We start from the raw sequence: 24,918 nt of genomic DNA, 5'->3' as shown, positions 1-24,918 counted from the left end.
TCATGAAAAAGTTAACATTAAATTCTATTTTGTTAGCCGTGTTTATGGCTATTAGTTCTACAATGAGTGCACAAGAACTTACTTTGCATAACATGGAATTTTTGGGACAAAGACATTCCCTTAACCCTGCACTCAACCCAATTACGAGGTTTTACTTTACGATGTATGACGTAGGCTTTGGCTTCTCTAACAGTTTTGCGGTAAACGATTTAAGAAGGTTTGACCAAAATTCCGACAGTTTTGTTTGGTCAACCAATAAATTTTTGGAGAGCATGAGAAGGAACAATGCAACTAAGCTTGACCAATTATTGAACTTCTCATTCGGTGTGCGCGTTACACCAAAACTGTTTGTCCATGCAGCTGTAGCAGAAAAATTTCAATTTAGAATGAACTACCCTTATGATTTGTTTGCTTTCTTAATACAGGGAAATCTACATGAGAACAATGTTGGCAAATCAATGAATATTGGCGGTTTTCGAGTGAATAGCACGGCATACTTGGACTTCTCTGCCGGTGCTGCCTATCAACTTAATTGTAATTTATCGGTTGGTGCACGCGTGAAATATTTAAAAGGAATTGCAAATGTTTATACTAAACAAGCTAAATTGAACATTACTACCAATCCGGAATACTATCAAGTTACATTTGATAATGATTTGGATTTTAGAACTACTCTGCCATTTAATGACAGTAATTTTAGTCCTTCAAGTTTATTTACATCCAAAAATAATGGAGTAGGTATGGATTTGGGGGCAACCTATTTAATGCTTGACAAAAAACTTTTATTGACAGCATCGGTAATTGATATCGGCTATTTAAACTGGGTTGACGGTGGCAAAAGATATTATAACAAATCACAAAATAAGACATTTACATTCAACGGCTTTGACGGCAATACTCTTTCCGGAAATTCCGACATGTTTAAAAAACTTGTTGATACCATTAAAACCACCTTTGATTTGGCAGAAGAAAACTCTCCAAAATACAGAACTAACCTAATTCCTAAGATATATCTTTCCGGTTCTTATGAGCTGTTTAGGGGAAACCGCGTAGGTGCAATGATGTATGGTGAAATTGCAAACAAGAGGTTCAGTACTGCTTGGTCTGTAAATGGTCAGGTAAGATTAGGCAGAATACTCAATATGCAAGGAAATATCAGCTTAATCAATCGACAAATATCCAATATAGGGCTTGGGTTTGCAGCCAATTTGGGACCTATACAATGGTGGATTCTTAGTAATAATGCGGAGGTTCTTTTTTTCAATCCGCTTGAAAGAAGATCTGTGCATTTGAGAACAGGTATAAACTTTGTTTTTGCCTATGGAAAAGACAAAAAGAATCCTTGTTCACCGGACTATATACCTCCGGGCGAGCGAAACAAGAAAGAGAATTCTAAAAAAGGTAAAAAAAATACACCGGTTGCTCCTGTTGACACACCTCCCACTGAGGTTCCGGCAGATGTTGACAAATAGTATTACCTACTTATCAAGTGAGAAATTATTTATTATGTCTTGGATTTTTTCTGCTTAGCTTAGGGAACGTTTTTGCACAGTTGCCTAATGAGTCTTTTTTTGTATTACAAAATGAAAAGAACATTATACCGGATAGGATTAACAAAGAAAGTGGCAAATCTGCTTTTAATCCTTTTCACAAACTATCCCAACAGCTTTATTTAGATTTTCAATCATTATTTTTTGTTAAAAACAACGAGTACTTCAGCAATATTGAACCTGGTGCTACTTATTTCGGCTATCAATTCTACCCCACCCTTGTTTGGAAACCCTTTATAAATAAAGATTTCAGGCTGAAAGGCGGCTTGTATTTAGAAAAGAATTTTGGCGAAAACCGATTTGCAAATATGCAGACAACCTTTACCTTAGATTATCAAATCAAACATACCCATATTGTTTTTGGTACACTCTACGGAGGTCTGGAGCACAGATTGATTGAGCCTCTCTATCAATTTGAAAGAGGGCTGTATGATAGAATAGAAAACGGTTTTCAAATCATCCATCACGACAAACGCTTTTTTGCTGACATCTGGTTAAATTGGCGTCAAACTGTCAATGCCAAAACTAAACAACAAGAAATTTTGGAGTCGGGTATTTCTTTGTATTATTTTTTAACGGGAAATGAAGAAGCCTCATTTCTAGCAAAAATAATTGCTCAAATGACAAATCAACACCGAGGAGGTTCCTCTGTGGGGCTTCCCCTTGTCAATCACACCAATAATGCATTTGGTTTAGATATTACTTATGGAAAAAAAGAAAAGTTGCAATGGACGTTCCAACCCTATTTTCTGCATGCCTTAGACCATTCTTTAGTGCTTACTCAACCTTATAAAAACGGTATGGGCATATACCTAAATGGCGGTATTACCCATCAGCACTTTTCTTTTATTGCAAGTTATTGGAAAGGTTGGGAGTATTTCTCATCATTGGGTACTCCTTTGTTTAATAGTTTTAACTATGAGAATTATTACACCCTTCAAAGGGAGCGAGAATTAATATTCTTCAGATTCATATACTCAAAACCTTTAATTAATAATAATCTGAGCCTTAACTTAAGGTTTGAACCTATATTCGAGATCACAGAAAATAAATTCCAGCATGCTTTGGGTATATATTTTCTTTATCGAATTGGAGCATAATTTTTAACCATTAAACCTTATAGCTTTTACCGGCATAAGTTTAGCAGCAACCCACGCAGGGATAATACCTGCAACAATTCCGGTGATAATGGAGAACATAATTCCGCTTGTAAAATTACTCATAGTCAGATAAATTCTAAAACTTACATCTCCTGCATGTGCGAGAAAAATGTTAGCGGCAAACGTGAGTAAGAAAACAAAAGCAATCCCGATAATACCCCCCAGCACGCATAGTACTATGGCTTCTGTCAAGAACTGAGTTAATATATACAACCTTTTTGCACCCAATGCCTTTTGAATACCAATAATGCCTGTCCTTTCTTTGACAGATACGAACATAATATTGGCAACACCAAAACCGCCTACCAGTAAAGCAAATCCACCAATAATCAACCCAAAAAGATTCATTTTAACAAAGAATTCATCTAAAAACTGGATTAGAAAAGTAACCTTGTTGATAGCAAAATTATCATCTTCATTAGGCTGCAATCTTCTGATTGACCTCATAGCGCCTTTAATCTCATTTGCCAGCGCATCAATAGACACACCGTCTTTGGCTTTTACCATTATTTGAGGATTAAATGAACGTATGTTTTGCCCAATTATATCATCCATCAATGACACGGGTACATATACGTTCTCATCGGAGGAATTGTCAATCATATTTTCCCCGTCATACTCCATGACACCAATGACCTGTAGTAATTTGCCTGCAATTCTGACATTTTTACCAAGTGCATTTTCAGCATTGTCAAAAAGTTGTGTTGCAACTTTATTGCCCAAAACAATAACCGGACTACCAAAATTACATTCTTGTTCAGAAAAATAACGTCCATACGCTATCTTTAAATCCTGAATCTGATTGAAAGCATACGAAACACCAAGCATATCAATACCATTGGCATTAACTCCGTTATCAATATTGATGAGTGTAGCAGACGGGTATGTCAACTTGTAGCTGATGGCATCAATGATATTTGAAACATGCGATTGTTCTAATAATTGCAATTCTTGAATGGTCGGGTCGGGGCGTTGGATAAATTTCCACCATGGGTATTCTTGCTTTTCTTCGGTTTCCCAAGGAAATACTTCAATATAAATAACACTTTTACCCAAGGATGCGAGGCTGTTTTTAACTTGTAATTCAAATGAATCAATAATTGTAAATACAGTAACAATGGAGAATATACCTATGCTGATTCCACTGACCGATAAAATTGAACGCACTTTGTTGTTCAACAAGGTCTGAAACGCCATTTTTGCGTTTTCAAAAATCAATTTTAAATATAAATTGAGCTTTGCTAACAATTGTACACTTTTCTAAGGTTCAAAGATATTCTTAAAGCAATAAAAAAGGGGCTTACACAGCCCCTTTTTCAAACCTTTATTTTTTGTTATTTATTATTCTACGATAAATTTACCTTTCATTAGAGCAGAATGACCGGGGAAAGAACATAAGAAATCATAAGTTCCTTTCGCTGGTGCTTGAAATTCAATTACATCACTTTCTCCACCACCAATTAACTTGGTGTGAGCAATGATGTTTTTCAAATCTTTTTCAGGAATATAATCAGTAGCTTTAGCACTGATTGCATCTTTAGAAAAAGCCATCATGTCAACGCCAGAAGCTAGTATTACAAGATTGTGTCCCATAACAGCTTTAGGAGCTTTACCCACGTGGTTTAGCGTAAGTTTTACAGTTTGACCTTCTTTTACTTTGATTTCAGTAAGGTTAAACTTCATTTGATCGTTACCTTCAATAGTAACTTCAGCAACTGCAGGTGCAGCAGCTTCTTCTTGTGCAGGAGCAGCAGGTGTTTCAGGTGCAGTTGTTGCAGTTGTGTCCTGAGTTGTTTCAGTTGTTTCGGTAGCAGGTGTGTTGTTACAAGCAGCAAATAAGAATGCTACACTTGCAAGGGTTAAAATTGATTTTTTCATTTTTGATTTATTTATTTTTGTTTTATAAAGGTTTCGTTCTTAAGCCATCTGAGCTTCCATTTCTATTGATTTTGGGAATAGAATGTTGTTCTCCAAATGGATGTGCAAATGTAAATCTTCTTCGAATTCCTGCAACATAAATAATGTAACTTTATATGTATTACAACCATCGGCAGGAACTGTATAATTTTGAGTGAGTTTGGATATCTGCCTAAATCTTTCTCCCTCAGTATCATGCTCTTGCATCATTGCATTTATGGGGGCGGCAATACTGCCAACGGGTGCATCAGATTTAACTCCTTGTAATTTTGCTTGAACCATTTTTCTGATTGCAGGAAAAAGCACCAATTCTTCTTTTTTCATGTGCATAGCAAGCTCCCCTACTGACGCATTAAACAGCTGTTCTACTGTTTCCAATTCCGGATGTCTTTCTCCATGTACACGTACAATTTTCTCCAAGAATGGCATAATCTCTCTTGATTTAGTTTCAACATATCTGTGATGTGTTTTTTCAATATAATCTGCTAAGAGGTCAAGAGGCCATGAAGTGTAGTCAATACTTGAACCACCTTTGTTTTGTGCTGCTTCTTTCAATGCATCAATGAGTGGTTCTACAGCAATATTATCTTGTTGACAGACATCTGCGATTGAGCGATTGCCATTGCAACAAAAGTCAATTCCTTGTTGCTTGAATACTGAGGCTACACGGTAGTCTTGTGCTACCAAATCTCCTACGATTGAATTTTTTGATATTTCCATGATGATTATATAATTTGTTTATTTCTAAATTTTTTCGGCAATGATAGCAATAGAGTTCATGTGTTTGTCGTGTTTTTTGAATACACTTTTCATCTCATTAATTCTCATGCGAGCCGGTTTATTTCTCAATATATTAAATGTGATTTTGATAGCTCGCCAGAAACCTTCATCGTCAAAGATTCGTTTGCTTTCCAAAAGATGCATGGCATTAGTGTACACCTTTTTAATTTTAAACCCTTCTTTCTCCAACAATGCTTTCCATTCATCTTCGGTCAGAGGGCGAGCATTTACTTTGATACAAAGGGCAAGATCATGCTGAATAGTGTTTTTCAGCTCTTCTGTTACACCTACAAGACCTAATTCATGAATGGCATATAATCCACCTTTTTTAAGGATTCTATGTGATTCTCTGATGATTTCTGATTTTCGATGGTCTGCATGCATTGTTAACATGGCTTCTCCATAGACTTTATCTTTGGATTCATCTTTAAGGTGTGTTTCTGAGGCCTGCCCCAGAATAAACTGAACATTATCTCCTTTGAGTTTTTGGTTCAATATTTTAATTGCTTCTTCGTCTGCATCTACACCTACATAGGTATGCGGATGATTTTGTAATGCGAGAGAGGCGGTGTACCCCAAGCCGGGCGCAAACTCTACTATATCATCATTAGGTTGTATATCAAGACCGGAAACCAACTTCTCGGTTAATTCTTTGCCTCCGGGACGCAATACTTTCTTTCCCATTTTAGCTAAAATCCAGTGACCTTGTGCTTTTGAAAAATCTGTTACTTCCATAATTTTTATATTGTCTGTTTCTTTTTCAAATTAATGTTTTAAAAAGGTCAATCCTTCATTTAACCCATTCGTTAATTCCAAAATGCTCGTTGTTTCAAGCATTTTTCTCAAATTTTCTCTAATATCCTTAAACCTTGAATGAACCGGACAAGGTTTGCTGTCATTACACTCACTCAATCCTAACCCACAACCTTTGTAGATATCATCTCCATCAAATGCTTGGACAATCTTGTTTAATTTTATAGATAACATATCACCTAAATCTATTTCAAAACCTCCGCTGGGACCTTTAGTAGAGGTAATAATGCCATTTTTGGAAAGATGTTGTAAAATCTTGGCTGTAAATGCTTTGGGAGAATCAATATCTTCGGCAATTTCATGTAAACTAACTCTCTTTCCCACAAGCGAATTGGTTGCGATGTATAAAGTGGCTTTTATGCCGTATTCACAAGATTTGGAAAACATGAATTTGTTTTTTTAACGGGTGCAAAAATATACTGATTTTGCATCTCGGACAAGCATATCCGAAATTATTTTTTAATCATTCTAAATAAGGCGATTAAAACTTTAACACAAAGCCCATTCCAAGGTTGAAATCCGCTGAATATTGAGAATAAGTTGGGGTTATATTTGATTTAATACTGAGGCTTTTGTTTACATCAAAATTATACAAATGAGCATCAACGGCAGCATCTATTATATTTAATGTGTAAAGTAAGGCAACACCAATGATGGATAAATCCCTGTTATTCCTAAACTGGTCGCGGTTGGAACGGAGGTATTCGTCAGGGTAGCCAAAAAAATTTGCACTCATTGCATTGGTATCATTGTTATTGCGTGCAAGCAATTCATTTTGGAATGTTTTGAATGAGCTTTGATTGTAATAAATAGAATATGTCAACGCACCTAAACCGGCATAAATGATGGGGACTTTCCAGTATTTTTTATTGTAAACCTGCCCTGCCCCCGGCAGAACAGCCGACAAAACACTGGCAAGATGAGGGGAATGTGTTTTTGTTGGTGGTGCAAAACGCATAAAAGAAGTATTGAAATCACCGGTACAAAGACCTTTGCCGGACAGCAAAAGGGCAAACATAAGAATAGCCAAGCCCTTAATATTTTTCATTTAGTGTAGTTTTTCTAATATCTCCTCTAATTCGTTTTCGTTGTTAAATTTAATCAACAACTGTCCTTTCTTTCCCTTGCCTACCTTTAGTGTTAGCCTGTCTTTGAGAAAACCTGAATACTTTTTAAATATAGAAGATTCGAAAACTTGCGGTTTCAAAGTATTTGCTGTTTTTCTTCCTACTTTGCTATGTTCTTTAACTATCTGCTCGGTAGCTCTCACAGATAGGTTGTCCTGAGTAATTCTGTGAAACAATGCCAATTGATCTTGTTCATCCTTTAATCCAAGAATAGAACGTGCATGTCCCATAGACAATTCATTGTTTTTGATAGCTGCCTGAATTTCGTCAGGCAATTTCAACAAACGCATATAGTTCGCAACAGTAGAGCGATCCTTCCCCACTCTTTCGCCAAGCTCTTCTTGTTTCAAATCACATTCGTCCAACAGCCTTTTATAAGACAAAGCAATCTCAATAGCATTCAAATTCTCGCGTTGAATGTTTTCAATCAAAGCCATTTCAAGCATATCTTGATCGTTGGCAATACGGACATAAGCCGGAATAGCTGTCAAACCGGCAAGTATTGCTGCCCTTGTTCTACGTTCTCCTGAAATGAGTTGATACTTTTCATAGCCCATTTTTCTAAGTGTAACAGGCTGAATAATACCATGCAGCTTAATGGAGTCTGCTAATTCTTCCAATGCTTGTTTCTCAAATTCAGTTCTGGGTTGAAAGGGGTTGGCTTCAATTTGACTGATAGGAACTTCGCTCACACTGCTAACAATCTTGTTATCACCAAATTCTTCAATATTCACATTCTCGGATGCCAGCAATGCCGACAAACCTCTCCCCAAGCCTCCTTTAATATTTTTTGACATGATTACTGACTGATTATATAGCTAAGCTTGCGTCTTTAAATTGAGTCATACCATTCTTTTGCATTACTTCTCTGGCAAGGTTCAGATAGTTCACTGCGCCTTTGCTGGTTGCATCGTGTTCCAATACCGGCAGCCCGTAGCTTGGAGCCTCACCCAATTTAGTATTTCTGTGGATAATTGTATCAAATACAAAATTCTGAAAATGCATTTTCACTTCATCCACCACCTGATTTGACAAGCGTAAACGCGAATCATACATGGTAAGCAAAATGCCCTCTATTTCAAGATTTTTATTTAGATTCTGTTGCACTATCTTGATGGTATTGAGCAATTTACCAAGTCCTTCCAAGGCAAAGTACTCACATTGAACCGGAATAATGATAGAATCAGCTGCTGCGAGCGAATTTGTTACAAGAATCCCCAAGGAGGGAGAACAATCGATGATAATAAAGTCATAATTACCTTTGACTTCTTGCAATATATCTTTCATAAAAAACTCACGATTATTGCTATTCACCATTTCTATTTCAAACCCAACGAGATCAATGGATGCAGGTAATACATCCAAGAATTTGTTTTCTGTTTCCAAAATAGTGTCTTTGATTTTTGCACTACCTGTAAGACATTCATATAGTCCTGTTTTTATTCTCTTGGGTTCAAATCCTAATCCTGATGTGGCGTTAGCTTGCGGGTCTGCATCCACTACTAAGGTTTTACACTCCAACACAGCAAGGCTCGAAGCCAGATTGATGGCTGATGTTGTTTTACCTACTCCGCCTTTTTGATTTGCTATTGCTATTATTTTTCCCATTGTATTTATTAAATGTTAAATGTTTCTCCAATTTTTGGCAGGATTAACTCTATACCTGCCTGCTTGAATTTGTCTATTGCTTCTTGATGATTGATTTTTATGTATCCGAATGTATCAAAATGCATACCCACAATTTTTTTGCATTGAACAAAAGAGGCTGCTTTGATTGCATCGTCAATACCCATTGTAAAGTTGTCTCCGATAGGAAGAAAAGCAAAATCGAGTTTAAAAGACTCTCCTATCAATTTCATATCATAAGTCAATGCGGTGTCTCCGGCAAAATAAAAAGTCTGATCAGCAGATTGAACCACGTATCCACATGGATTTCCTCCATAAGTCCCATCCGGGAAACCGCTTGAGTGAACAGCGTTAACCATTTTAACTTTTCCAAAATCAAAAGTCCAAGCTCCGCCAATATTCATAGGATGAACCGATGTTGCGCCTTGCTTGGAAGCCCAATCTGTAATTTCAAATATTGAAACTAAAGTTGCGCCTTTGGTTTTAGCAAAAAACAAAGTATCCCCCAGATGGTCTCCATGCGCATGTGTCAACAAAAGATAATCGCACAGTAAATTGTTCAGATTGACATTTTTGGCTAAAGGATTGTCGGAAAGAAATGGGTCAAAAACTATACTTTTGTCCGCAATGCTGACACCAAAACAAGACTGACCATAATATGTTACATCCATGACTTTTGACTACATTTTTAGACTGCACAAAAATACTCTGCCGATATCTCTTATACCCTTTCAATGGGTGTTACTTGTGCACATTTTACTTGTAGTTATCGGGTGTAACAATGTGGATAATTCTCAAAATGCAGCATTTTTTAGATATAATGAAGATGCCGCAATCACTACCTTAGATCCTGCTTTTGTACGCAATCAAGCCGAAATTTGGGCTTGTAGTCAAATCTTTGAAGGATTAGTTGAGTTTGATGACAATCTGAATATTGTCCCTTGCATCGCCAAAGAATGGGAAATTTCTAACAGTAACAAAACCTATAGATTTAAACTCAAAGACAATGTGTTTTTTATAGATTATCAGGGCAAACAAAGGCGAAAATTAACTGCTCAAGATTTTGTGTATAGTTTCTCACGACTTGTTAAGAAAGAGAATGCGTCTCCCGGCAGCTGGATTTTTAATGATAAAATTGATCTAACTCTATTTGAAAATGGCTCAGAACAAGATACTGCCTTTCCATTTAGGGCTGTCAATGACTCTATTTTTGAAATTAATCTTACAATACCCTTTGCACCCTTCTTATCTTTGCTTGCCAATCCTTATTGTTTTGTTGTGATGCCCGAAGAGGCTGAAAAACAAGGCAAAGAATTTCGTTCAAGACCCACAGGCACAGGACCTTTTAGATTTGTTCGCTGGGATGAAGACGTACAAATGTTGTTGCATCAAAACCCATTCTATCACGAAACATCTAAAAAAGGAAAAATACCTTATTTACAAGGTATATTGATTGATTTGAACAAGAATAAACAAGCCGCTTTTATGGGGTTTATTGCCGGAAAATACGATTTTTTTAACGGTATCAATCCCAATATAAAAGATGAACTTTTCACTCAAAACGGTACTTTAAAGCAGAAATATCAAAAAGATTTTACGCTCAAATCTACTCCTTTTCTAAATTCGGAATTTATTGGATTTTATATAGATAAAACTCCTCCGGGAATGAATAAAGACAAGTTTGCCGAATTGCGTAAGATGCTAAATCTGGCGACCAATAGAGCTGAAATCATCACTTTCTTGAAGAATGGACTTGGTTCACCTGCTGACAGAGGTTTTGTCCCTTATGGGATTGCATCCTATGACTCTGTAAGAACTGCCGGGCTTGCCTTTGCCCCCCTCAAAGCAGAAGCATGGATGAAATCCCAAGGATACAATGCAAACACCACACTCAAACTTACACTCAATACGACAGCCGATTATGTGGATATTGCGGTTTTGCTCAAAAATCAATGGAAAAAAATCTATGTAGATTTAACTATTGAAATCCACCCGGGCAGCTTTCTCAGACAACTTCGAAATCAAGGTAAAGCCTTGCTGTTTCGCGCCAGTTGGATTGCAGACTATCCTGACCCTGATAATTTCATGGCTTATTTCTATTCTCCTTTTCACAGTCCAAACGGTCCCAATTACACTCATTTTACTAATGAAGAATGTGACCAACTTTATGTCAAATCTATGTCTGAACCGGACACAAAGATAAGAATGAAGTACCTTGCACAGATGGATAGTATTGTATCAGCCGAATGTCCTGTATTGTTTCTGTACTATGATAAGAGCGTGCGTCTGGTATCAAACAGAGTGCAAGGTTTAGAGGCTAACCCAATGAATTTTCTGAGACTCAAATATGTTTCCAAAAACAATGACACAAATTGAAATAAAGGAATTACCGTTTGGCAGTACAATACAAAAAGAAAGTATTGCGCTCAGAACCCGCATATTGCGCACGCCTATTGGGTTTAAATTCAGCGACAAGGAATTGGCAGCCGAATGTTCCGAGTTTCATATAGCTGCACTCATTCACAACAAGTTAGTGGGTATTCTATTACTAAAACCTATAAGTAAAAACGAAATCAAAATGCGTCAAGTGGCAATTGATACAGATATGCAAAACAAAGGTATAGGTACGCGACTGATTGAATTTGCAGAGAATTTAGCAAAATCAGAAGGTTATCAAATTATGAGTTTGCATGCACGTGAAACCGCAGTACCTTTTTATTTGAAAGCAAATTACAAAATTGAAGGTAAGTCGTTTATCGAAGTAGGGCTACCCCATTATCAAATGACTAAAATATTATGAAAGTTATAGTAGATTGCGGAAGCACAAAATGTGATTTTTTATTGACAACAACCGGACAAATGTTACAATGCCCGGGTTTCAACCCAAATGTAGCACAAGATTCCCGTTTAGAAAATAACATTAAATCAAATCCGGAACTTTTTCATGCACTGCAAATTGCTCATGAAATCGTGTATTATGGAACGGGGTGCTCAAAGGAAGAGAACAAAGACAGGGTGCGAAATGTGCTTTTAAAACTTTGTCCCCAAGCACTGATTTTTGTTAAACATGATTTAGACTTAACATTAGACGCGCTATCCGACAATGAACCTTGTTTTATCAATATTCTTGGCACAGGTAGCAATTCACTTTTTTTTGATGGCGAATCTGCCATTCAACTTGTGCCTTCTCTGGGGTATATCTTAGGAGATGAAGGCAGTGGAAGCTGGTTTGGCAAACAAATTTTAAGAGATTATTTTTATCGTCAACTACCTACTGATTTTGAAGAAGCTATCAACCAATACGGAAACCTTGAAATTGGCAATGTTATTGAAAAGGTGTATAGAACCGAAGGAGCAAATAAATACATAGCAGGTTTCACTCACTTTCTTTCTGATTTTAGACATACAGAGTACGCTCAGCGTTTGTTACACAAAGGGTTTCATGCATTTTTAGATGCTTTTATTTTATCGTCCCAAAAGTTTGACTGTCCATTGCATTTCTCCGGCTCTATTGCATTTCATTTTGCTGATGAACTCAAGTCAGTATTACAAGAGCATAGATTAGCGTGTGGAAAGATTGTAAAATCACCTTTAGATGAAATGAAATAAAGCGGAATACCTGATTTTAAAAAGAGAATCAGCTTTTTTATACAGATGCAAAAAATTCTCAGATAAACAGTTCAATCTACTCATGCTCTTTATACTTTTGCAAACGCATACAAACAAAATGCACTTTAATTGGCATCAAATAAAAACAGACAATACAAGCTCTCTGCAGCAGGTGTCTTAATTACTTTAGGAATTGTTTTTGGAGACATAGGAACATCGCCTATGTATGTTCTAAATGCTATTATTAGCGGACATATCATAACAAAAGAACTTATTTTAGGTGGGATGAGTTGTGTGTTTTGGACTTTGATTATTCTCACATCCGTAAAATATGTGTGGCTTGCACTCAATGCAGATAATAATGGCGAAGGAGGGATTTTTGCGCTCTATGCATTGGTTCGCAAAAAGAAGGTTTTATGGACGATAATACCGGCAATGATAGGTTGTGCCATGTTGATTGCAGACGGTTTTATAACCCCTCCTATTTCTATATCTTCCGCTGTTGAGGGTTTATTGGTAATCAATCCTAATATTCCCACAGTTCCTATTGTTATTATTATTCTGATTGCCTTATTTGTTTTTCAACAGTTTGGAACGCAAGTGGTAGGTAAAATCTTTGGACCAGTAATGCTCTTATGGTTTTTTATGATTGGCACTTTGGGATTGATTCAAATGATTCAATATCCTCTAATCTTAGAAGCATTGAACCCTTATTATGCGCTCAATTTGCTTGTTAATTACCCCGGTGGATTTTGGTTTTTAGGAGCAGTATTTCTATGCACAACCGGAGGTGAAGCTCTTTATAGCGATTTGGGTCATTGCGGCAAAGAGAATATTCGTATGTCATGGTATTTTGTTATCATTTGTTTGGTTTTGAATTATGCCGGTCAAAATGCAAATATTCTTGCAAATTATGAGGGTAAAGTATTTGAAGGCGCCAGTCCTTTTTATGCTATTATGCCGGATTGGTTTCTGCCGATAGGAATTGCAGTTTCTACCTTTGCAGCCATTATTGCAAGCCAAGCATTGATTACCGGTGTCTTTACTCTGGTTAATGAAGCAATGAAACTTAAACTGTGGCCAAATATTAGGGTGATGTATCCCTCCATTCGACAAGGTCAAATTTATGTTCCTTTTATGAATTGGTTTTTGCTCGTTGGATGTATTATAGTAGTACTGATTTTTAGAGAGTCTTCCAACATGGAAGCAGCTTATGGCTTGGCTATTACCATAGATATGTTGATGACAACTCTTTTACTGACATTTTTAATGCGTGTACAACAAAGAGCATGGTGGTTGATTATCGGAATTCCTTTGATTTTCTTGCCATTAGAAGGATCATTTTTCATTTCTAACTTGATGAAGTTTCATCATGGTGGATGGTTTACCATTTTGATTGCTTCAGCTCTCTTCTTAGCAATGTGGATTTTACATGAAGCCCGTCAGTTGCGTGCCAAACACACTGATTTTGTCAAATCAGAAAACTACCTATCGATGCTGCAAGACTTAATAAAAGATGAATCTCTACCACTTGAAGCCAATAATCTGGTCTATATGGCTATGTCAAATAACAAAGACACCATTGATTCCAATATTATTTATTCAATTTTTAGAAAACGTCCCAGACGTGCAAATGTCTATTGGTTTGTACATGTTGATATCACAAACAAACCTTATGGTGCATCATACACTGTGGACACATTAATACCCAAACAATGCTTTTACATCAAACTCAAATTTGGTTTCAAAGTAGAACACAAAGTCAATTTAATGTTTTCTAAAATTGTGGAAGACATGATAGAATCAGGAGAAGTTGACGGATTGACACAATACCCAAGTATGCGCAAATACGGCATAGCAGCAGATTTCAAATTTATCTTGATTAACTCCCGGGTTGCATCTGACGATGCTTTGTCTGCCTATGAACAGTTTATTGTGAAAGGTTATCGACTTATTAAGAAAGTGGCACTCAACACTGCCGGAGATTTGGGATTGGATGTTACCAACATGGAAGAAGAAAAAGTTCCCATTAAAGTTGCGCCATCCAGTGTTATAGAAATCGATCGTGACAGGTGAAAACAATTCACATTCATAGGTTTGAACAATTTCTCAAAGCGTAGGTCAAACCTACATTCACGCCATTTGAAGAGTTTACCGTTTTATTAACTTAAACACTTCAATCACTGAATCTTGATTGGGTAAAAGAGAGACCAAACTGACTTTGAAATCCTTTCTAATTTTATAAATCAGATACACAAACTGAGCAAAATAACCACAGACCACACCCAGCACAAAACCATCCAACCCTAATATTTGAGATAAAATCATAAACCCGGCAAAGCCGAAAATAAGACCAAAAGTATTAGCCACAATGAGCGTAGCAAATCGGTTAGCAGCATGATAAAAATGACTGAGAATCGAAGAAAAAGACTGAAACACCACCATCGGTGCAAAAAGCACAAACATTTTTCCTAATCCGGCAAACTCTTTTTTTAGCAACCAAACCCAGAAAGATTCGGGAATTAGTAAAACAAGAATGACTAAAGGAATAACTAAGAGAACAGAAATGCGTGTATATTTTTTTAAATCAGGAATATTAAGTGCTAAATTGTCGGAGTGAATTACACGAGCATGAAGTATTTGACCCAATGAAGCTGAAATAATAAGAACACCTTCACCCAACACAACTACATTAGAATACACACCCAAACTTTCCATTCCAAACAAAATCGGCATTATAAAAAAAGACATTCGGGATGCTAAAAACTGAACCAAATGCCCTGACTGAGAAAGTGTCCCCTTAGTTATGATACTTTGAACAATCTCTCTTCTTGGAACTATTTTAAGATTGTCATCATTAAAAATATGTAATCTAAAAAAAGTAAATAATACTGCAAGTAACCATGCGCTCAATAAACAGAAAAAATATTCAGCAACACCAATATTTTCAACGCCTTCAATCAAAGCATAAGCAAGAATTCCAATAAGTGAAAGAAAGGGAATGGAAGCAAAAGAGTAGTTTCTCTCGTTTAGCAGCCCTTTTCCAATCAAAATTGCGCCTTGTGTATTATAAATTCCCATTAAAAGAACGGCAATAGGTATAATCCAAGAATAAAGGCTCTGTCGGAATGGAACTAAACTATAAAAAATATAAGCAAGTAATGCTAATAACACTACCCACAATACAGAATATTTCCATAATTGTTTTGCTGAAAAGCGTGCACTAAGGTTTATTAGAGAACTGCCGGATACAAAGTCACTCACAATCATCCATGCGCCAATCCACGAAAGTAAAAAACTAATCTCGCCTCGAATTTCCGCACCTAACCAACGCGAGGTCAGAACAACAGTTACGACCCCGCAGATAACCGCAAAAGCTTTAGAAATAAATGAATGAATGACGAGTCTTTTGGCAGCCAAATCCTTCTCTCTTTTGAATGTGCCAAATAAAAACAAGTTAGCTGAAAGAGCAAAAAATATTACAGCTATTTCCATTTATCTTTGCCAACATGCAGCTTCAAGAAATATTGAAAGATGTCAAATCTCTGGTATTGGAGACAGGTTCGTTTATTGAAACCGAACAAAAAACATTCAACGCCAAAGCTACCCAAATAAAAAGTCCTAATCAATTAGTTAGTTATGTTGATTTAGAAGCAGAAAAACAACTTATTCATGGTTTGTCCACTATTTTTCCGGAAGCCGGTTTTATAGGAGAAGAAACCAACCCCGAGAATACAACTAAGAAAGAATATACTTGGATTATTGACCCTTTAGATGGCACAACTAACTTTGTACATGGTTTACCCATATATTGCATTAGTATTGGTCTTGTTCAAAACAACCATCCAGTTTTGGGCGTTATTTATGAGCCAAATCGCAAAGAATTGTTTTCTTCATATAGACACGGTGGGGCATTTTTAAATAGTCAAAGGATAGTGGTAACACAAACAAATCAACTATCGGACACATTACTTGCAACAGGATTCCCCTACTATGATTTTGAAAAGATAAATGCATATCTTAAAGTATTGGATTATTTAATGAAAAGCACCCGAGGACTCAGACGCATGGGCTCGGCTGCTGTTGATCTTGCCTATACTGCCTGTGGTAGATTTGACGGTTTTTTTGAGTACGGACTTAGTCCTTGGGATGTTGCTGGCGGTGCTTGTATAGTAAATGAAGCAGGCGGTCATGTATGTGACTTTAAAGGTAAAGGTGATTATTTATTTGGCAAAGAAATTATTGCATGTAATTCTCATATATACCAACAAGTTATTGATTTAATCAAGTCAAACTTTCACCCTTAAATCTCTTTTTAAAGTGTAGATAAATTAAGATTGAATGGTTTTTAAATCCATTTCAAATGAGTAATTTTGCACTCCGAAAACTAACACATGTTAGTCGCTAAAATAAAAATTAAATCAAATTAATAAAGAACATGAAATTTCAACGCAGACCATGGGCAGAGCCCTACAAGATCAAGGTTGTAGAACCCTTGAAAATGACATCACAAAAAGAAAGAGAAGTTTTTATTAAAGAAGCAGGGTATAATACATTCTTACTACGCTCTGAGGATGTTTACATAGACCTCCTAACTGATAGCGGCACCAATGCAATGAGCGACTATCAGTGGGCGGGGATGATGATGGGTGACGAGGCTTATGCAGGCAGCCAGAACTATTATCATTTAGAAAATAATGTAAGAAAATACTATGGCTACAAACACCTCGTGCCCACACACCAAGGAAGAGGAGCTGAGAACATGCTTTCACAATGTCTCATCAAAAAAGGGCAATATGTACCCGGTAATATGTATTTTACAACTACTCGCGCACACCAAGAGTTGGCAGGAGGCACATTTGTGGATGTTATAATTGACGAAGCTCATGACTCCCAATTTGTTCACCCATTTAAAGGAAATGTTTGTTTAGAAAAATTCAGCAATCTAATCCAAAAAGTAGGGGCTGACAATATTGCTTATATCACAATCGGAGCTACAGTGAATATGGCAGGAGGACAACCCGTATCCATGGAAAATATTAAAGCAGTTCACAAACTTGCTCATCAACACGGTATCAAAGTAGTGCTCGATGCTACGAGAGCTATGGAAAATGCTTATTTTATACAACAAAGAGAGGATGGTTACCAAAATAAATCTGTTGCAGAAATTTTAAAAGAATTCGCATCTTATTCAGATGCTGCAACCATGAGTGGCAAAAAAGACTTGTTAGTGAATATCGGTGGTTTTGTTGCAGTTAATGACGATGACTTATTTGAAGAGTTACGCAACATGGTAGTTCTATATGAAGGACTACACACTTATGGAGGATTAGCTGGACGCGACATGGAAGCAATGGCAAGGGGAATGGAAGAAGCCGTTGATAATGACCACATGAAAGCTCGTGTTGAGCAAGTAGGATATTTGGGAGAACTGCTTGACAGTTACAATGTACCGGTCGTTAAGCCATTTGGTGGACACGCAATCTTTTTAGATGCCAAGAGATTTTACCCACAAATTCCACAAAATCAATACCCTGCACAGACTTTGGCAGCTGATGTTTATATTAATTCCGGAGTCCGCACTATGGAAAGAGGGGTTGTTTCAGCAGGGAGAAATAAAGAAACCGGTGCAGAATATTTTCCGGCTCTTGAACTTGTTAGATTAACTATCCCAAGAAGGGTATATACACAAGCACATTTAGATATCACAGCATATTCAGTTGCAGAAGTGTACGACAAACGCGCTACTGCAACAGGGCTCAAAATGATTTATGAACCTAAATACCTCCGATTCTTCCAAGCAAGATTTGAGAGATTGTAATTCTAATAATTATTTCATTGCCAAATACAAAGAGTTTGAAATGTTGATTTCAAACTCTTTGTTCTTATGTGCTATTGCACAACGTTAAGCTTCTATAAATAACGCTTTATATTCAAAAAAAGAGTAATATTGTGAATTCAAAATTACTACTATGAAAAGAATCGTTACCCTCTCATTTCTTACATTTTTTGTTTTATTTTATTTTGAGGCGAATGCTCAAATCACTTCAAACAAAGTAAGAATTTCGGATGATATTCAAAAAATAACTAATGACAACCCGGGCAGAAGAAGCGCGGCTACTCCCACTGCATGTGTAGTGGACACAGTTGAATATGCCAGAAATAATGCTACGGGCTTGTATGTTGTTACAGGCAACAGCGGTAGAGGATTAGCTCAGTTTTATGGAGCTCCTCAAAAAATGACAATTTCTGGTGCTTCTTTCTATGCGTACATTTCAAGCAACCCGCCTACACCACTCAAATCTACGGTGTATGTAAATCTGTATAAAGCTGGCAGCGATTCACTTCCAAGTGGTTTGCCTCTACGTAGTGACACCATTACATTAGACTCAACATTTGGCAATGGACTTCTTACCAAAATAGTAAAACACGCTAGCTTCACTCCTATTTCTATCAGTTTTGACTATATCATTGCTGTTGAAACAGATGTAAACGACACCTTAAGCATGGGTATAGTTGCCAATGACTGGACAAACAACAACGGAAAAGGAATGTCATTTAATGCAGGTTCTATTAACGGAGTTTGGTACAGAGGTCGTAATTTAAATGTAGGTGGAACCCCTTTTGATGCAGATATTCTGATTAATCCTCATGTCAAATATGATTTAGCCACTGATTTCACAATAGTTGACCAATGTTTTAAAACCGGCACAACTGTCAATTTTAAAAACAAAAATAAAAACAGTGTTGTTTCAAGTATATTCTATAACTACAGAGCTTTTTACAATACAGAGTTATACAGCCACATGTGGAATTATGATGTTGACGGAAGTCCATTTAGCGGTTATTATACGGTAGATGGGCAAACAATTTACTCTCAATCCAAACCATATACAGTTAGATTAGCAACAACAGTTTTGCAATGGACCAACTTGCGTGCGTGTTACGACACAGCCATATACACAATCTATCCAAAGCCGGACATACCGTCTATTTTGGGAAGTTCAACCATGTGTGAAGGCAACAAAACTCAATTATATATCACCCCCCCCAATGGAACTGATGTCAGATGGACAAGTGATGTCAAAAACGACACCTCCGGTTATGCATTTGGTGACACACTTACCACTCCGGCTTTATACACTACCACGAGCTTTTATGCTAGAGTTTCTAATGGTGTTTGTTTGAGCGATGCCGGCAGTGTGAGCGTTCCTGTGTATGCATATCCCGCCCCTCCTACTGTAAAAGATGATTCAATTTGCTCCGGCTCACGAGCTACACTGGTGGCAATCTCTACAGGTTCCCTCTCCATGAATTGGTATAAGGACACCACAGGAATTCCTTCTTTCTTTACCGGCAATATATATCAAACTCCGGTTCTGAATGCGGATACATTCTTTTATGTAAGAGCAAGCAATTATTCATGTTATAGTCCGGGCTATGTTAAAGTTCAAGCATTAGTTGGAGTTAATTTTGCACCTCAAGAGCCTATTTATTATGGAGACACTACCGTTTGCAGCAGCACATCTCCTATTGTATTCCTAAGCGCCACAACTCCTTCACCCGATATAATCAGATGGTTTAATCAAGCGAGCGGTGGTTCTCCTATAGGAACCGGAACTACCTATAATTATACCCCACCGACCACACGTGGTACATATAATATCTTTGTAGAAGCATGGAATGGTTCCTGTGCTAGTTCTAGAATTATTGCAACTATCAATGTTGACAACGCACCCAATGTATCAATGACTGAAGGTTCTCAAGGCTGTGTTGGCAATACTGCTTATGTTAGAGCATCTGTTCCTTATGGTTCATTTAATTGGTATGACAAACTTAGCGGAGGAAATTATATTAGCTCTGACTCAATGATTCTGATGAAAGGTGCTACCAAAGACTCTACTCTCTATATTGAAACCTTTTCAGGAAATTGTGTTGCCGCAAGTCGCATACCTGTTACTGCGGTAATTAACACTCCCCCTGATTTCACTTTAGTGAAAGGCGATACTATTTGCAGCAAAAGCTTTGCAACTCTTAATGCTAAAGCTCCTTATGGTGATATTTTATGGTACGAGAACGCAAACGATACCATCCCCTTTGCCTTAGGAAATTCCTACACAACTCCCACATTGTTAGGCAATATTGATTATTACATTAACACACGATATAATGGCTGTGTAGGTCCAATGACTAAAATTTCTGTTTTAGTAAATGCAAGTCCTTTTTCAGGCTTCTTTTATGATGTGTTAAAAGACAAAAAAATCAAATTAACTCCTTTAACAACATCAGGAAATGCCTATGATTGGAGTTTTGGAGATGGCGGGACAGCAACTGATATTTCACCCACTCACCAATATAGCGACACCGGAAATTATGATGTCAGATTGATCTTAACCTCTATCAAAAACGGATGCAAAGACACCACTATTAATCGCGTGTATGTTCCTTGGGTTGATAACTCTTCTATTCACCAAATTGATAAAAATACGTTCAAAATCTATCCAAACCCTTCATTTAATTTCGTGATGGTTGAATCCTCGCAAAATACCGGACTTGTTCCGTTGAAAATATTTACTTTGAATGGACAATTGGTTTTTGAAAATACTATTGATTTGAACTCAAAGACTCCCATCAAGGTAGAACACAACTTGCCACATGGTTTATATTTTATAAGCATTGACAACCATGTTTGGAAAATGGCTGTAGAGTAAATCAATAACCCGTCCTATTTGATAGCTGCGCGTTGCAGTCGATCATTAATGGCTCTGCCAAGACCTTCATCGGGCAATCGTAGCGCGATGATTTGAGAATAGTTTTTTATATCCAATTGACGGATATATGTATACAAGTTGTGTGCAGCCTCTTTGTAATCGGAAAGCGTTGATAGATTAAGCACTTCACCAAAATGATTTGATTTGTCTATTTCGCCATAAGCCAACAATGCCATATTCATTTTATCTTCAACTGATAAAGTCTGAACATATTTTACAAATTCAGATTTATCCAAGAGTAACATCTTTGTGTCCGGGCTGTAATGTTTATCTAACTGCCCTGAAGAATCAGGTTTAGAACTTTTATGAACTTGATATTCAAGTTTTTGACTCGTCACCCTTTCTATATCTTCCAAAGCGGTACCACCCAGTCTCCACAACTGTAGTGTATTATCTTTATATCCTATAATAGTGGATTCAATACCAATATTGCACCTGCCGCCATCCAAGATATAGTCAATCTTTTCACCAAGTTGAGCATAAACATGTTCAGCCTGAGTTGGGCTTACATAACCAAAAGGGTTTGCACTGGGTGCCGCCAAAGGAAAATCAAGTTGTTGAATTAAATTAAGTGTTAGTGAATGTGCCGGCACTCTTACTGCAACAATAGGACTGCCGGCAGTGATCAAATCGGGAACCAAAGAAGTTTTGGGTGCTGCCAATGTTAATGGACCTGGCCAAAATTGATTGGCTAAATCTTCAAATTCTGAGGGATATTCTTTAAAGAGTGAAAAGGCTGCTTCTTTATTAGCGCAATGTAGAATTAAGGGATCAAAAAATGGTCGGTTTTTGGCGAAAAATATGGAAGCAACTGCGTCTAAATCAAAAGCATTTGCTGCCAGACCATAAACGGTTTCGGTTGGAATAGCTACTAATTTGCCTGTACGCAATAAGTTTGCTGCATATTCAATATCTGTCCCTATTTTTTCCAAAATTAGCCTATAACCTAAGAACCTCTTTTGAGTCCGTATTTGTCAATTTTATTATAAAGATGACTCCTTTGGATATCAATCTGAGAGGCTGTCTTGGCTACATTCCAAGCATTTTTATTGAGCATATAGTTCAAAAATATTCTCTCTGAATAATCTTTAAAATCTTGGAACTTATCGTATTTGGTAATGTCAACAGATTCAACGCCTTTGACAACCTGAGAAGGATTTGAAAAACTAATCACATCGTCTGCTGTTATTTTCTTATCACAAAGAATGACAAGACGTTCAATTACATTTCTTAATTCTCGGATATTTCCGGACCACTTCACATTTTTAAGTTCATTCAATGCATCGGCAGTAAAAGATTTTAGTGGCAACCCTGAATCTTCACAAATTTCTTTAAGAAATTTTTCTGCAAGAATAGGAATATCATCTTTGCGTTCATTTAGTGTCGGGACGTGTATCAATATCACACTCAACCTATGATAAAGGTCTAATCTAAAATTTCCCTTTTCAATTTCATCATTCAGGTTTTTATTGGTTGCTGCCACAATTCTCACGTCAACCTTAACTCCTTTTTCTCCTCCCACACGCGTTATAACACCTTCTTGAATGGCGCGAAGCATTTTTGCTTGTGCAGCCATGCTCATATCGCCAATCTCATCCAAGAACAAAGTCCCTCCATTAGCTTGCTCAAACTTTCCTACCCTTTGCTTAATGGCAGTGGTAAAAGCTCCTTTTTCGTGTCCAAACAACTCACTCTCGATTAGCTCGGATGGAATTGCCGCACAATTTACTTCAACAAAGGGTGCATTTGCCCTGTGGCTCATGTCGTGCAGCCATCTGGCTACAAGTTCTTTGCCTGTCCCATTTTCTCCTGTAATAAGTACTCTTGCATCTGTGGGAGCAACTTTTGCTATTGTGTTTTTAATACTCAGAATGGATGGAGACTCCCCAATGATATCTTTGGATTTGGAGACCTTACGTTTAAGAATTTTGGTTTCTACTACTAAATTGCTCTTGTCTATTGCATTCTTAATGGTAATAAGTAATCTGTTTAAGTCAGGCGGCTTAGTAATAAAATCATAAGCTCCTTTTCTCACTGACTCAATGGCAACTTCAATAGAACCATGACCCGAAATCATGATTACAGGTACATCCGGTGCAATTTCCATAGCTTTGGCTAAAAACTCAAGACCGTCCATTCCCGGCATTTTGATGTCTGACAAAACAACATCATACAAGTTCTCTGTAAGGGTGTCAATACCTTCTTTGCCATTCTCAGCCAAATCGACTGTGTATCCTTCAAAACTTAAAATCTCTTTTAAGGTATCTCTGATTGCCTTTTCATCATCTATTACCAGTATTCTTGTCATAATTGGAGTGTATACTTTATTATGCAAATATGCATTTCTTGCTTCAATTATATTGCTATGTGTATAATAGGTTTAAAATTAAAAAGAACATTGTTAATTTGCCATCTTAAACCTATTCGATTGAATAAGAAACGCTATCAAACACTTGATGCAATTCGCTTCATTGCATTCTTCAAGGTATTTATGCTACATCTGCCTGAAGGACATAATGCACATGTCTATAATTTTCTTAAATTAGGTGGAGGTACCGGTGTTTCAATCTTCTTTGTTTTGAGTGGGTTTCTTATCTCCGATATCTTAATAAGACAAAAATTAAATTATGGCAAAATTAATCCTGTGAACTTTTTCTGGCGCAGGGCTTTAAGAATATGGCCACTCTATTTTCTGGGTGTTGTTATAGCTTATTTAGGAATTGCACTCACTTCGCATTGGGGTATTTCAGAAAGTGCCGGATATGCACCTCAACCTTTCTATTCATTTTTATTTTTAGAAAATTACAAATCAATATTTGAGGGCAACTACCCAAGAGGTGTTCCGTTACAAGTCTTTTGGTCTTTGTGCATTGAGGAACATTTTTATTTGTTATGGATATTTATTTTCATTTTTACCCCTCTTAAACATCTTGTTAAAACTTTTGGAGGACTTTGGGTGTTAGCTATTATAAGTAGAGCAGTAAGCATCCAATTTTTACCTCAATATCACATAAACGGTGCTGAAATCATTACTTCATTAGATTATTTTGTTGCTGGAGGCTTAGTGGCAGCATACATGAATGGACTTTTCGCTCCTCGGATTAGTAAAATAAATTATAAGTCCAAATTGACTGTGTATATTTTAACTGCAATCTTCTTAACATTCCAACAGCTATGGTTTGATTTTTTCGGTGTTTTTGCCATTTCCATTTCCGCTATCATATACGGTTTATGTATCTTGTCAAGTGTTATGGAAGGCGATAATAAATTAGTTATTTCAAATACTGCTCTTATGTCCAGATTAGGAGTAATAAGCTATGGGCTTTATGTTTTTCACACACCGGTTATTATGTCTCTGCGTAAATTGTTTGATAAATTAGGATATGATTATCAAACAAATTTCGGGTTGATTGTTTTCTTTGTGCTTGCTCTCTCTATTTCTATTCTGATTGCAAGTCTATCTTACAGGTTTTATGAAGGTAGATTTCTTACATTAAGGGACAAATATCTTTCATAAAAAAAGGTTGTGTCTCGCATAGAAACACAACCTTTCGTTAAGAAAAAA

At 36.8% G+C, this 24,918-nt stretch carries 22 protein-coding genes; 10 read left to right on the top strand and 12 right to left on the bottom strand.

Annotated features, from left to right (window positions below; all coding sequences use genetic code 11):
* The first annotated feature begins 2 nt into the window (after window positions 1-2).
* Together M9892_10805 and M9892_10800 are read left to right on the top strand one after the other, a co-directional pair.
* Window positions 3-1,472, top strand: coding sequence for a DUF5723 family protein (locus tag M9892_10805; GenBank protein ID MCO5254841.1), 1,470 nt, complete (start codon window positions 3-5; stop codon window positions 1,470-1,472).
* A gap of 17 nt (window positions 1,473-1,489) precedes the next feature.
* Window positions 1,490-2,650 carry a hypothetical protein gene (locus M9892_10800; protein MCO5254840.1) on the top strand — a complete coding sequence of 387 codons (1,161 nt, stop codon included), beginning with the start codon at window positions 1,490-1,492 and terminating at the stop codon, window positions 2,648-2,650.
* 3 nt (window positions 2,651-2,653) lie between these two features.
* On the opposite strand, the gene M9892_10795 is transcribed toward M9892_10800, so the two are convergent.
* The 9 genes from M9892_10795 to M9892_10755 all read right to left on the bottom strand — a co-directional run bounded on the left by M9892_10795 (window position 2,654) and on the right by M9892_10755 (window position 9,644).
* On the bottom strand, window positions 2,654-3,907 hold the full coding sequence (locus tag M9892_10795; protein MCO5254839.1) for an ABC transporter permease: 1,254 nt from the start codon (window positions 3,905-3,907) through the stop codon (window positions 2,654-2,656).
* 144 nt (window positions 3,908-4,051) lie between these two features.
* Complete coding sequence (gene azu, locus M9892_10790) at window positions 4,052-4,588, bottom strand: azurin (GenBank protein MCO5254838.1); 537 nt, start codon at window positions 4,586-4,588, stop codon at window positions 4,052-4,054.
* 39 nt (window positions 4,589-4,627) lie between these two features.
* On the bottom strand, window positions 4,628-5,347 hold the full coding sequence (ric, locus tag M9892_10785) for an iron-sulfur cluster repair di-iron protein (protein ID MCO5254837.1): 720 nt from the start codon (window positions 5,345-5,347) through the stop codon (window positions 4,628-4,630).
* 24 nt (window positions 5,348-5,371) lie between these two features.
* The gene (locus M9892_10780; protein ID MCO5254836.1) at window positions 5,372-6,142 is read right to left on the bottom strand and encodes a class I SAM-dependent methyltransferase; all 771 of its coding nucleotides are present in this window, start codon (window positions 6,140-6,142) and stop codon (window positions 5,372-5,374) included.
* Window positions 6,143-6,172: 30 nt separating this feature from the next.
* A complete protein-coding gene (locus tag M9892_10775; protein ID MCO5254835.1) occupies window positions 6,173-6,607 on the bottom strand; it encodes an Rrf2 family transcriptional regulator in 435 nt (144 codons plus the stop codon).
* A gap of 94 nt (window positions 6,608-6,701) precedes the next feature.
* Window positions 6,702-7,268, bottom strand: a complete 567-nt coding sequence (locus tag M9892_10770) for a DUF5683 domain-containing protein (GenBank protein ID MCO5254834.1) — start codon at window positions 7,266-7,268, stop codon at window positions 6,702-6,704.
* Window positions 7,269-8,144, bottom strand: a complete 876-nt coding sequence (locus M9892_10765) for a ParB/RepB/Spo0J family partition protein (protein MCO5254833.1) — start codon at window positions 8,142-8,144, stop codon at window positions 7,269-7,271. It lies immediately after the preceding gene.
* Between the two features lie 13 nt (window positions 8,145-8,157).
* Entirely contained in the window at window positions 8,158-8,955 is a 798-nt protein-coding gene (locus M9892_10760; GenBank protein MCO5254832.1) for an AAA family ATPase, read from the bottom strand.
* A gap of 8 nt (window positions 8,956-8,963) precedes the next feature.
* Complete coding sequence (locus M9892_10755; protein MCO5254831.1) at window positions 8,964-9,644, bottom strand: metal-dependent hydrolase; 681 nt, start codon at window positions 9,642-9,644, stop codon at window positions 8,964-8,966.
* Window positions 9,645-9,720: 76 nt separating this feature from the next.
* Between M9892_10755 and M9892_10750 the strand changes: the two genes are divergently transcribed.
* The 4 genes from M9892_10750 (at window position 9,721) to M9892_10735 (ending at window position 14,658) form a co-directional block, all read left to right on the top strand.
* On the top strand, window positions 9,721-11,349 hold the full coding sequence (locus M9892_10750; GenBank protein ID MCO5254830.1) for an ABC transporter substrate-binding protein: 1,629 nt from the start codon (window positions 9,721-9,723) through the stop codon (window positions 11,347-11,349).
* Window positions 11,336-11,773 (top strand): GNAT family N-acetyltransferase, encoded by a 438-nt coding sequence (locus M9892_10745; protein MCO5254829.1) that lies wholly within the window; start codon window positions 11,336-11,338, stop codon window positions 11,771-11,773. The genes M9892_10750 and M9892_10745 overlap by 14 nt, the downstream gene beginning before the upstream one ends.
* Window positions 11,770-12,582, top strand: coding sequence for a hypothetical protein (locus M9892_10740; GenBank protein ID MCO5254828.1), 813 nt, complete (start codon window positions 11,770-11,772; stop codon window positions 12,580-12,582). The genes M9892_10745 and M9892_10740 overlap by 4 nt, the downstream gene beginning before the upstream one ends.
* A 222-nt stretch (window positions 12,583-12,804) precedes the next feature.
* Window positions 12,805-14,658: a KUP/HAK/KT family potassium transporter gene (locus tag M9892_10735; GenBank protein ID MCO5254827.1), complete on the top strand. Its 1,854-nt coding sequence runs from the start codon at window positions 12,805-12,807 to the stop codon at window positions 14,656-14,658.
* A gap of 75 nt (window positions 14,659-14,733) precedes the next feature.
* Here M9892_10735 and M9892_10730 read toward each other — a convergent pair whose 3' ends face one another.
* A complete protein-coding gene (locus M9892_10730; GenBank protein ID MCO5254826.1) occupies window positions 14,734-16,077 on the bottom strand; it encodes a polysaccharide biosynthesis C-terminal domain-containing protein in 1,344 nt (447 codons plus the stop codon).
* Between the two features lie 14 nt (window positions 16,078-16,091).
* Here M9892_10730 and M9892_10725 point away from each other — a divergent pair, with 14 nt between their 5' ends.
* From M9892_10725 to M9892_10715, 3 genes are all read left to right on the top strand, one after another.
* Window positions 16,092-16,889 carry an inositol monophosphatase gene (locus M9892_10725; protein MCO5254825.1) on the top strand — a complete coding sequence of 266 codons (798 nt, stop codon included), beginning with the start codon at window positions 16,092-16,094 and terminating at the stop codon, window positions 16,887-16,889.
* A 131-nt stretch (window positions 16,890-17,020) separates the two neighbouring features.
* A complete protein-coding gene (locus tag M9892_10720) occupies window positions 17,021-18,403 on the top strand; it encodes a tyrosine phenol-lyase (GenBank protein ID MCO5254824.1) in 1,383 nt (460 codons plus the stop codon).
* A gap of 151 nt (window positions 18,404-18,554) precedes the next feature.
* Window positions 18,555-21,293 (top strand): PKD domain-containing protein, encoded by a 2,739-nt coding sequence (locus M9892_10715; protein ID MCO5254823.1) that lies wholly within the window; start codon window positions 18,555-18,557, stop codon window positions 21,291-21,293.
* A gap of 14 nt (window positions 21,294-21,307) precedes the next feature.
* Here M9892_10715 and M9892_10710 read toward each other — a convergent pair whose 3' ends face one another.
* Complete coding sequence (locus M9892_10710; GenBank protein MCO5254822.1) at window positions 21,308-22,285, bottom strand: L-threonylcarbamoyladenylate synthase; 978 nt, start codon at window positions 22,283-22,285, stop codon at window positions 21,308-21,310.
* Between the two features lie 14 nt (window positions 22,286-22,299).
* Entirely contained in the window at window positions 22,300-23,661 is a 1,362-nt protein-coding gene (locus M9892_10705) for a sigma-54 dependent transcriptional regulator (protein ID MCO5254821.1), read from the bottom strand.
* A 120-nt stretch (window positions 23,662-23,781) separates the two neighbouring features.
* On the opposite strand from M9892_10705, the gene M9892_10700 reads away from it, so the two are divergent.
* Complete coding sequence (locus M9892_10700) at window positions 23,782-24,870, top strand: acyltransferase (protein MCO5254820.1); 1,089 nt, start codon at window positions 23,782-23,784, stop codon at window positions 24,868-24,870.
* Window positions 24,871-24,918: the final 48 nt, after the last annotated feature.

This window comes from Bacteroidota bacterium (assembly GCA_023957335.1).
In the GTDB taxonomy this organism is placed as follows: domain Bacteria; phylum Bacteroidota; class Bacteroidia; order NS11-12g; family UBA955; genus JALOAG01.
Note: the sequence above shows the minus strand (reverse complement) of the source record. Positions and strands in the feature narration are given on the sequence as shown.

Excerpts from the sequence above, each read along its gene's own strand:
- M9892_10745 (MCO5254829.1), top strand. The coding sequence starts at position 11,336 with ATGACACAAATTGAAATAAAGGAATTACCGTTTGGCAGTACAATACAA.
- M9892_10760 (MCO5254832.1), bottom strand. The coding sequence starts at position 8,955 with ATGGGAAAAATAATAGCAATAGCAAATCAAAAAGGCGGAGTAGGTAAA.
- M9892_10715 (MCO5254823.1), top strand. The coding sequence starts at position 18,555 with ATGAAAAGAATCGTTACCCTCTCATTTCTTACATTTTTTGTTTTATTT.
- azu (MCO5254838.1), bottom strand. The coding sequence starts at position 4,588 with ATGAAAAAATCAATTTTAACCCTTGCAAGTGTAGCATTCTTATTTGCT.
- M9892_10725 (MCO5254825.1), top strand. The coding sequence starts at position 16,092 with ATGCAGCTTCAAGAAATATTGAAAGATGTCAAATCTCTGGTATTGGAG.
- M9892_10795 (MCO5254839.1), bottom strand. The coding sequence starts at position 3,907 with ATGGCGTTTCAGACCTTGTTGAACAACAAAGTGCGTTCAATTTTATCG.
- M9892_10730 (MCO5254826.1), bottom strand. The coding sequence starts at position 16,077 with ATGGAAATAGCTGTAATATTTTTTGCTCTTTCAGCTAACTTGTTTTTA.
- M9892_10775 (MCO5254835.1), bottom strand. The coding sequence starts at position 6,607 with ATGTTTTCCAAATCTTGTGAATACGGCATAAAAGCCACTTTATACATC.
- M9892_10720 (MCO5254824.1), top strand. The coding sequence starts at position 17,021 with ATGAAATTTCAACGCAGACCATGGGCAGAGCCCTACAAGATCAAGGTT.
- M9892_10735 (MCO5254827.1), top strand. The coding sequence starts at position 12,805 with ATGTATGTTCTAAATGCTATTATTAGCGGACATATCATAACAAAAGAA.
- M9892_10780 (MCO5254836.1), bottom strand. The coding sequence starts at position 6,142 with ATGGAAGTAACAGATTTTTCAAAAGCACAAGGTCACTGGATTTTAGCT.
- M9892_10755 (MCO5254831.1), bottom strand. The coding sequence starts at position 9,644 with ATGGATGTAACATATTATGGTCAGTCTTGTTTTGGTGTCAGCATTGCG.
- M9892_10805 (MCO5254841.1), top strand. The coding sequence starts at position 3 with ATGAAAAAGTTAACATTAAATTCTATTTTGTTAGCCGTGTTTATGGCT.
- M9892_10770 (MCO5254834.1), bottom strand. The coding sequence starts at position 7,268 with ATGAAAAATATTAAGGGCTTGGCTATTCTTATGTTTGCCCTTTTGCTG.
- M9892_10705 (MCO5254821.1), bottom strand. The coding sequence starts at position 23,661 with ATGACAAGAATACTGGTAATAGATGATGAAAAGGCAATCAGAGATACC.
- ric (MCO5254837.1), bottom strand. The coding sequence starts at position 5,347 with ATGGAAATATCAAAAAATTCAATCGTAGGAGATTTGGTAGCACAAGAC.
- M9892_10765 (MCO5254833.1), bottom strand. The coding sequence starts at position 8,144 with ATGTCAAAAAATATTAAAGGAGGCTTGGGGAGAGGTTTGTCGGCATTG.
- M9892_10740 (MCO5254828.1), top strand. The coding sequence starts at position 11,770 with ATGAAAGTTATAGTAGATTGCGGAAGCACAAAATGTGATTTTTTATTG.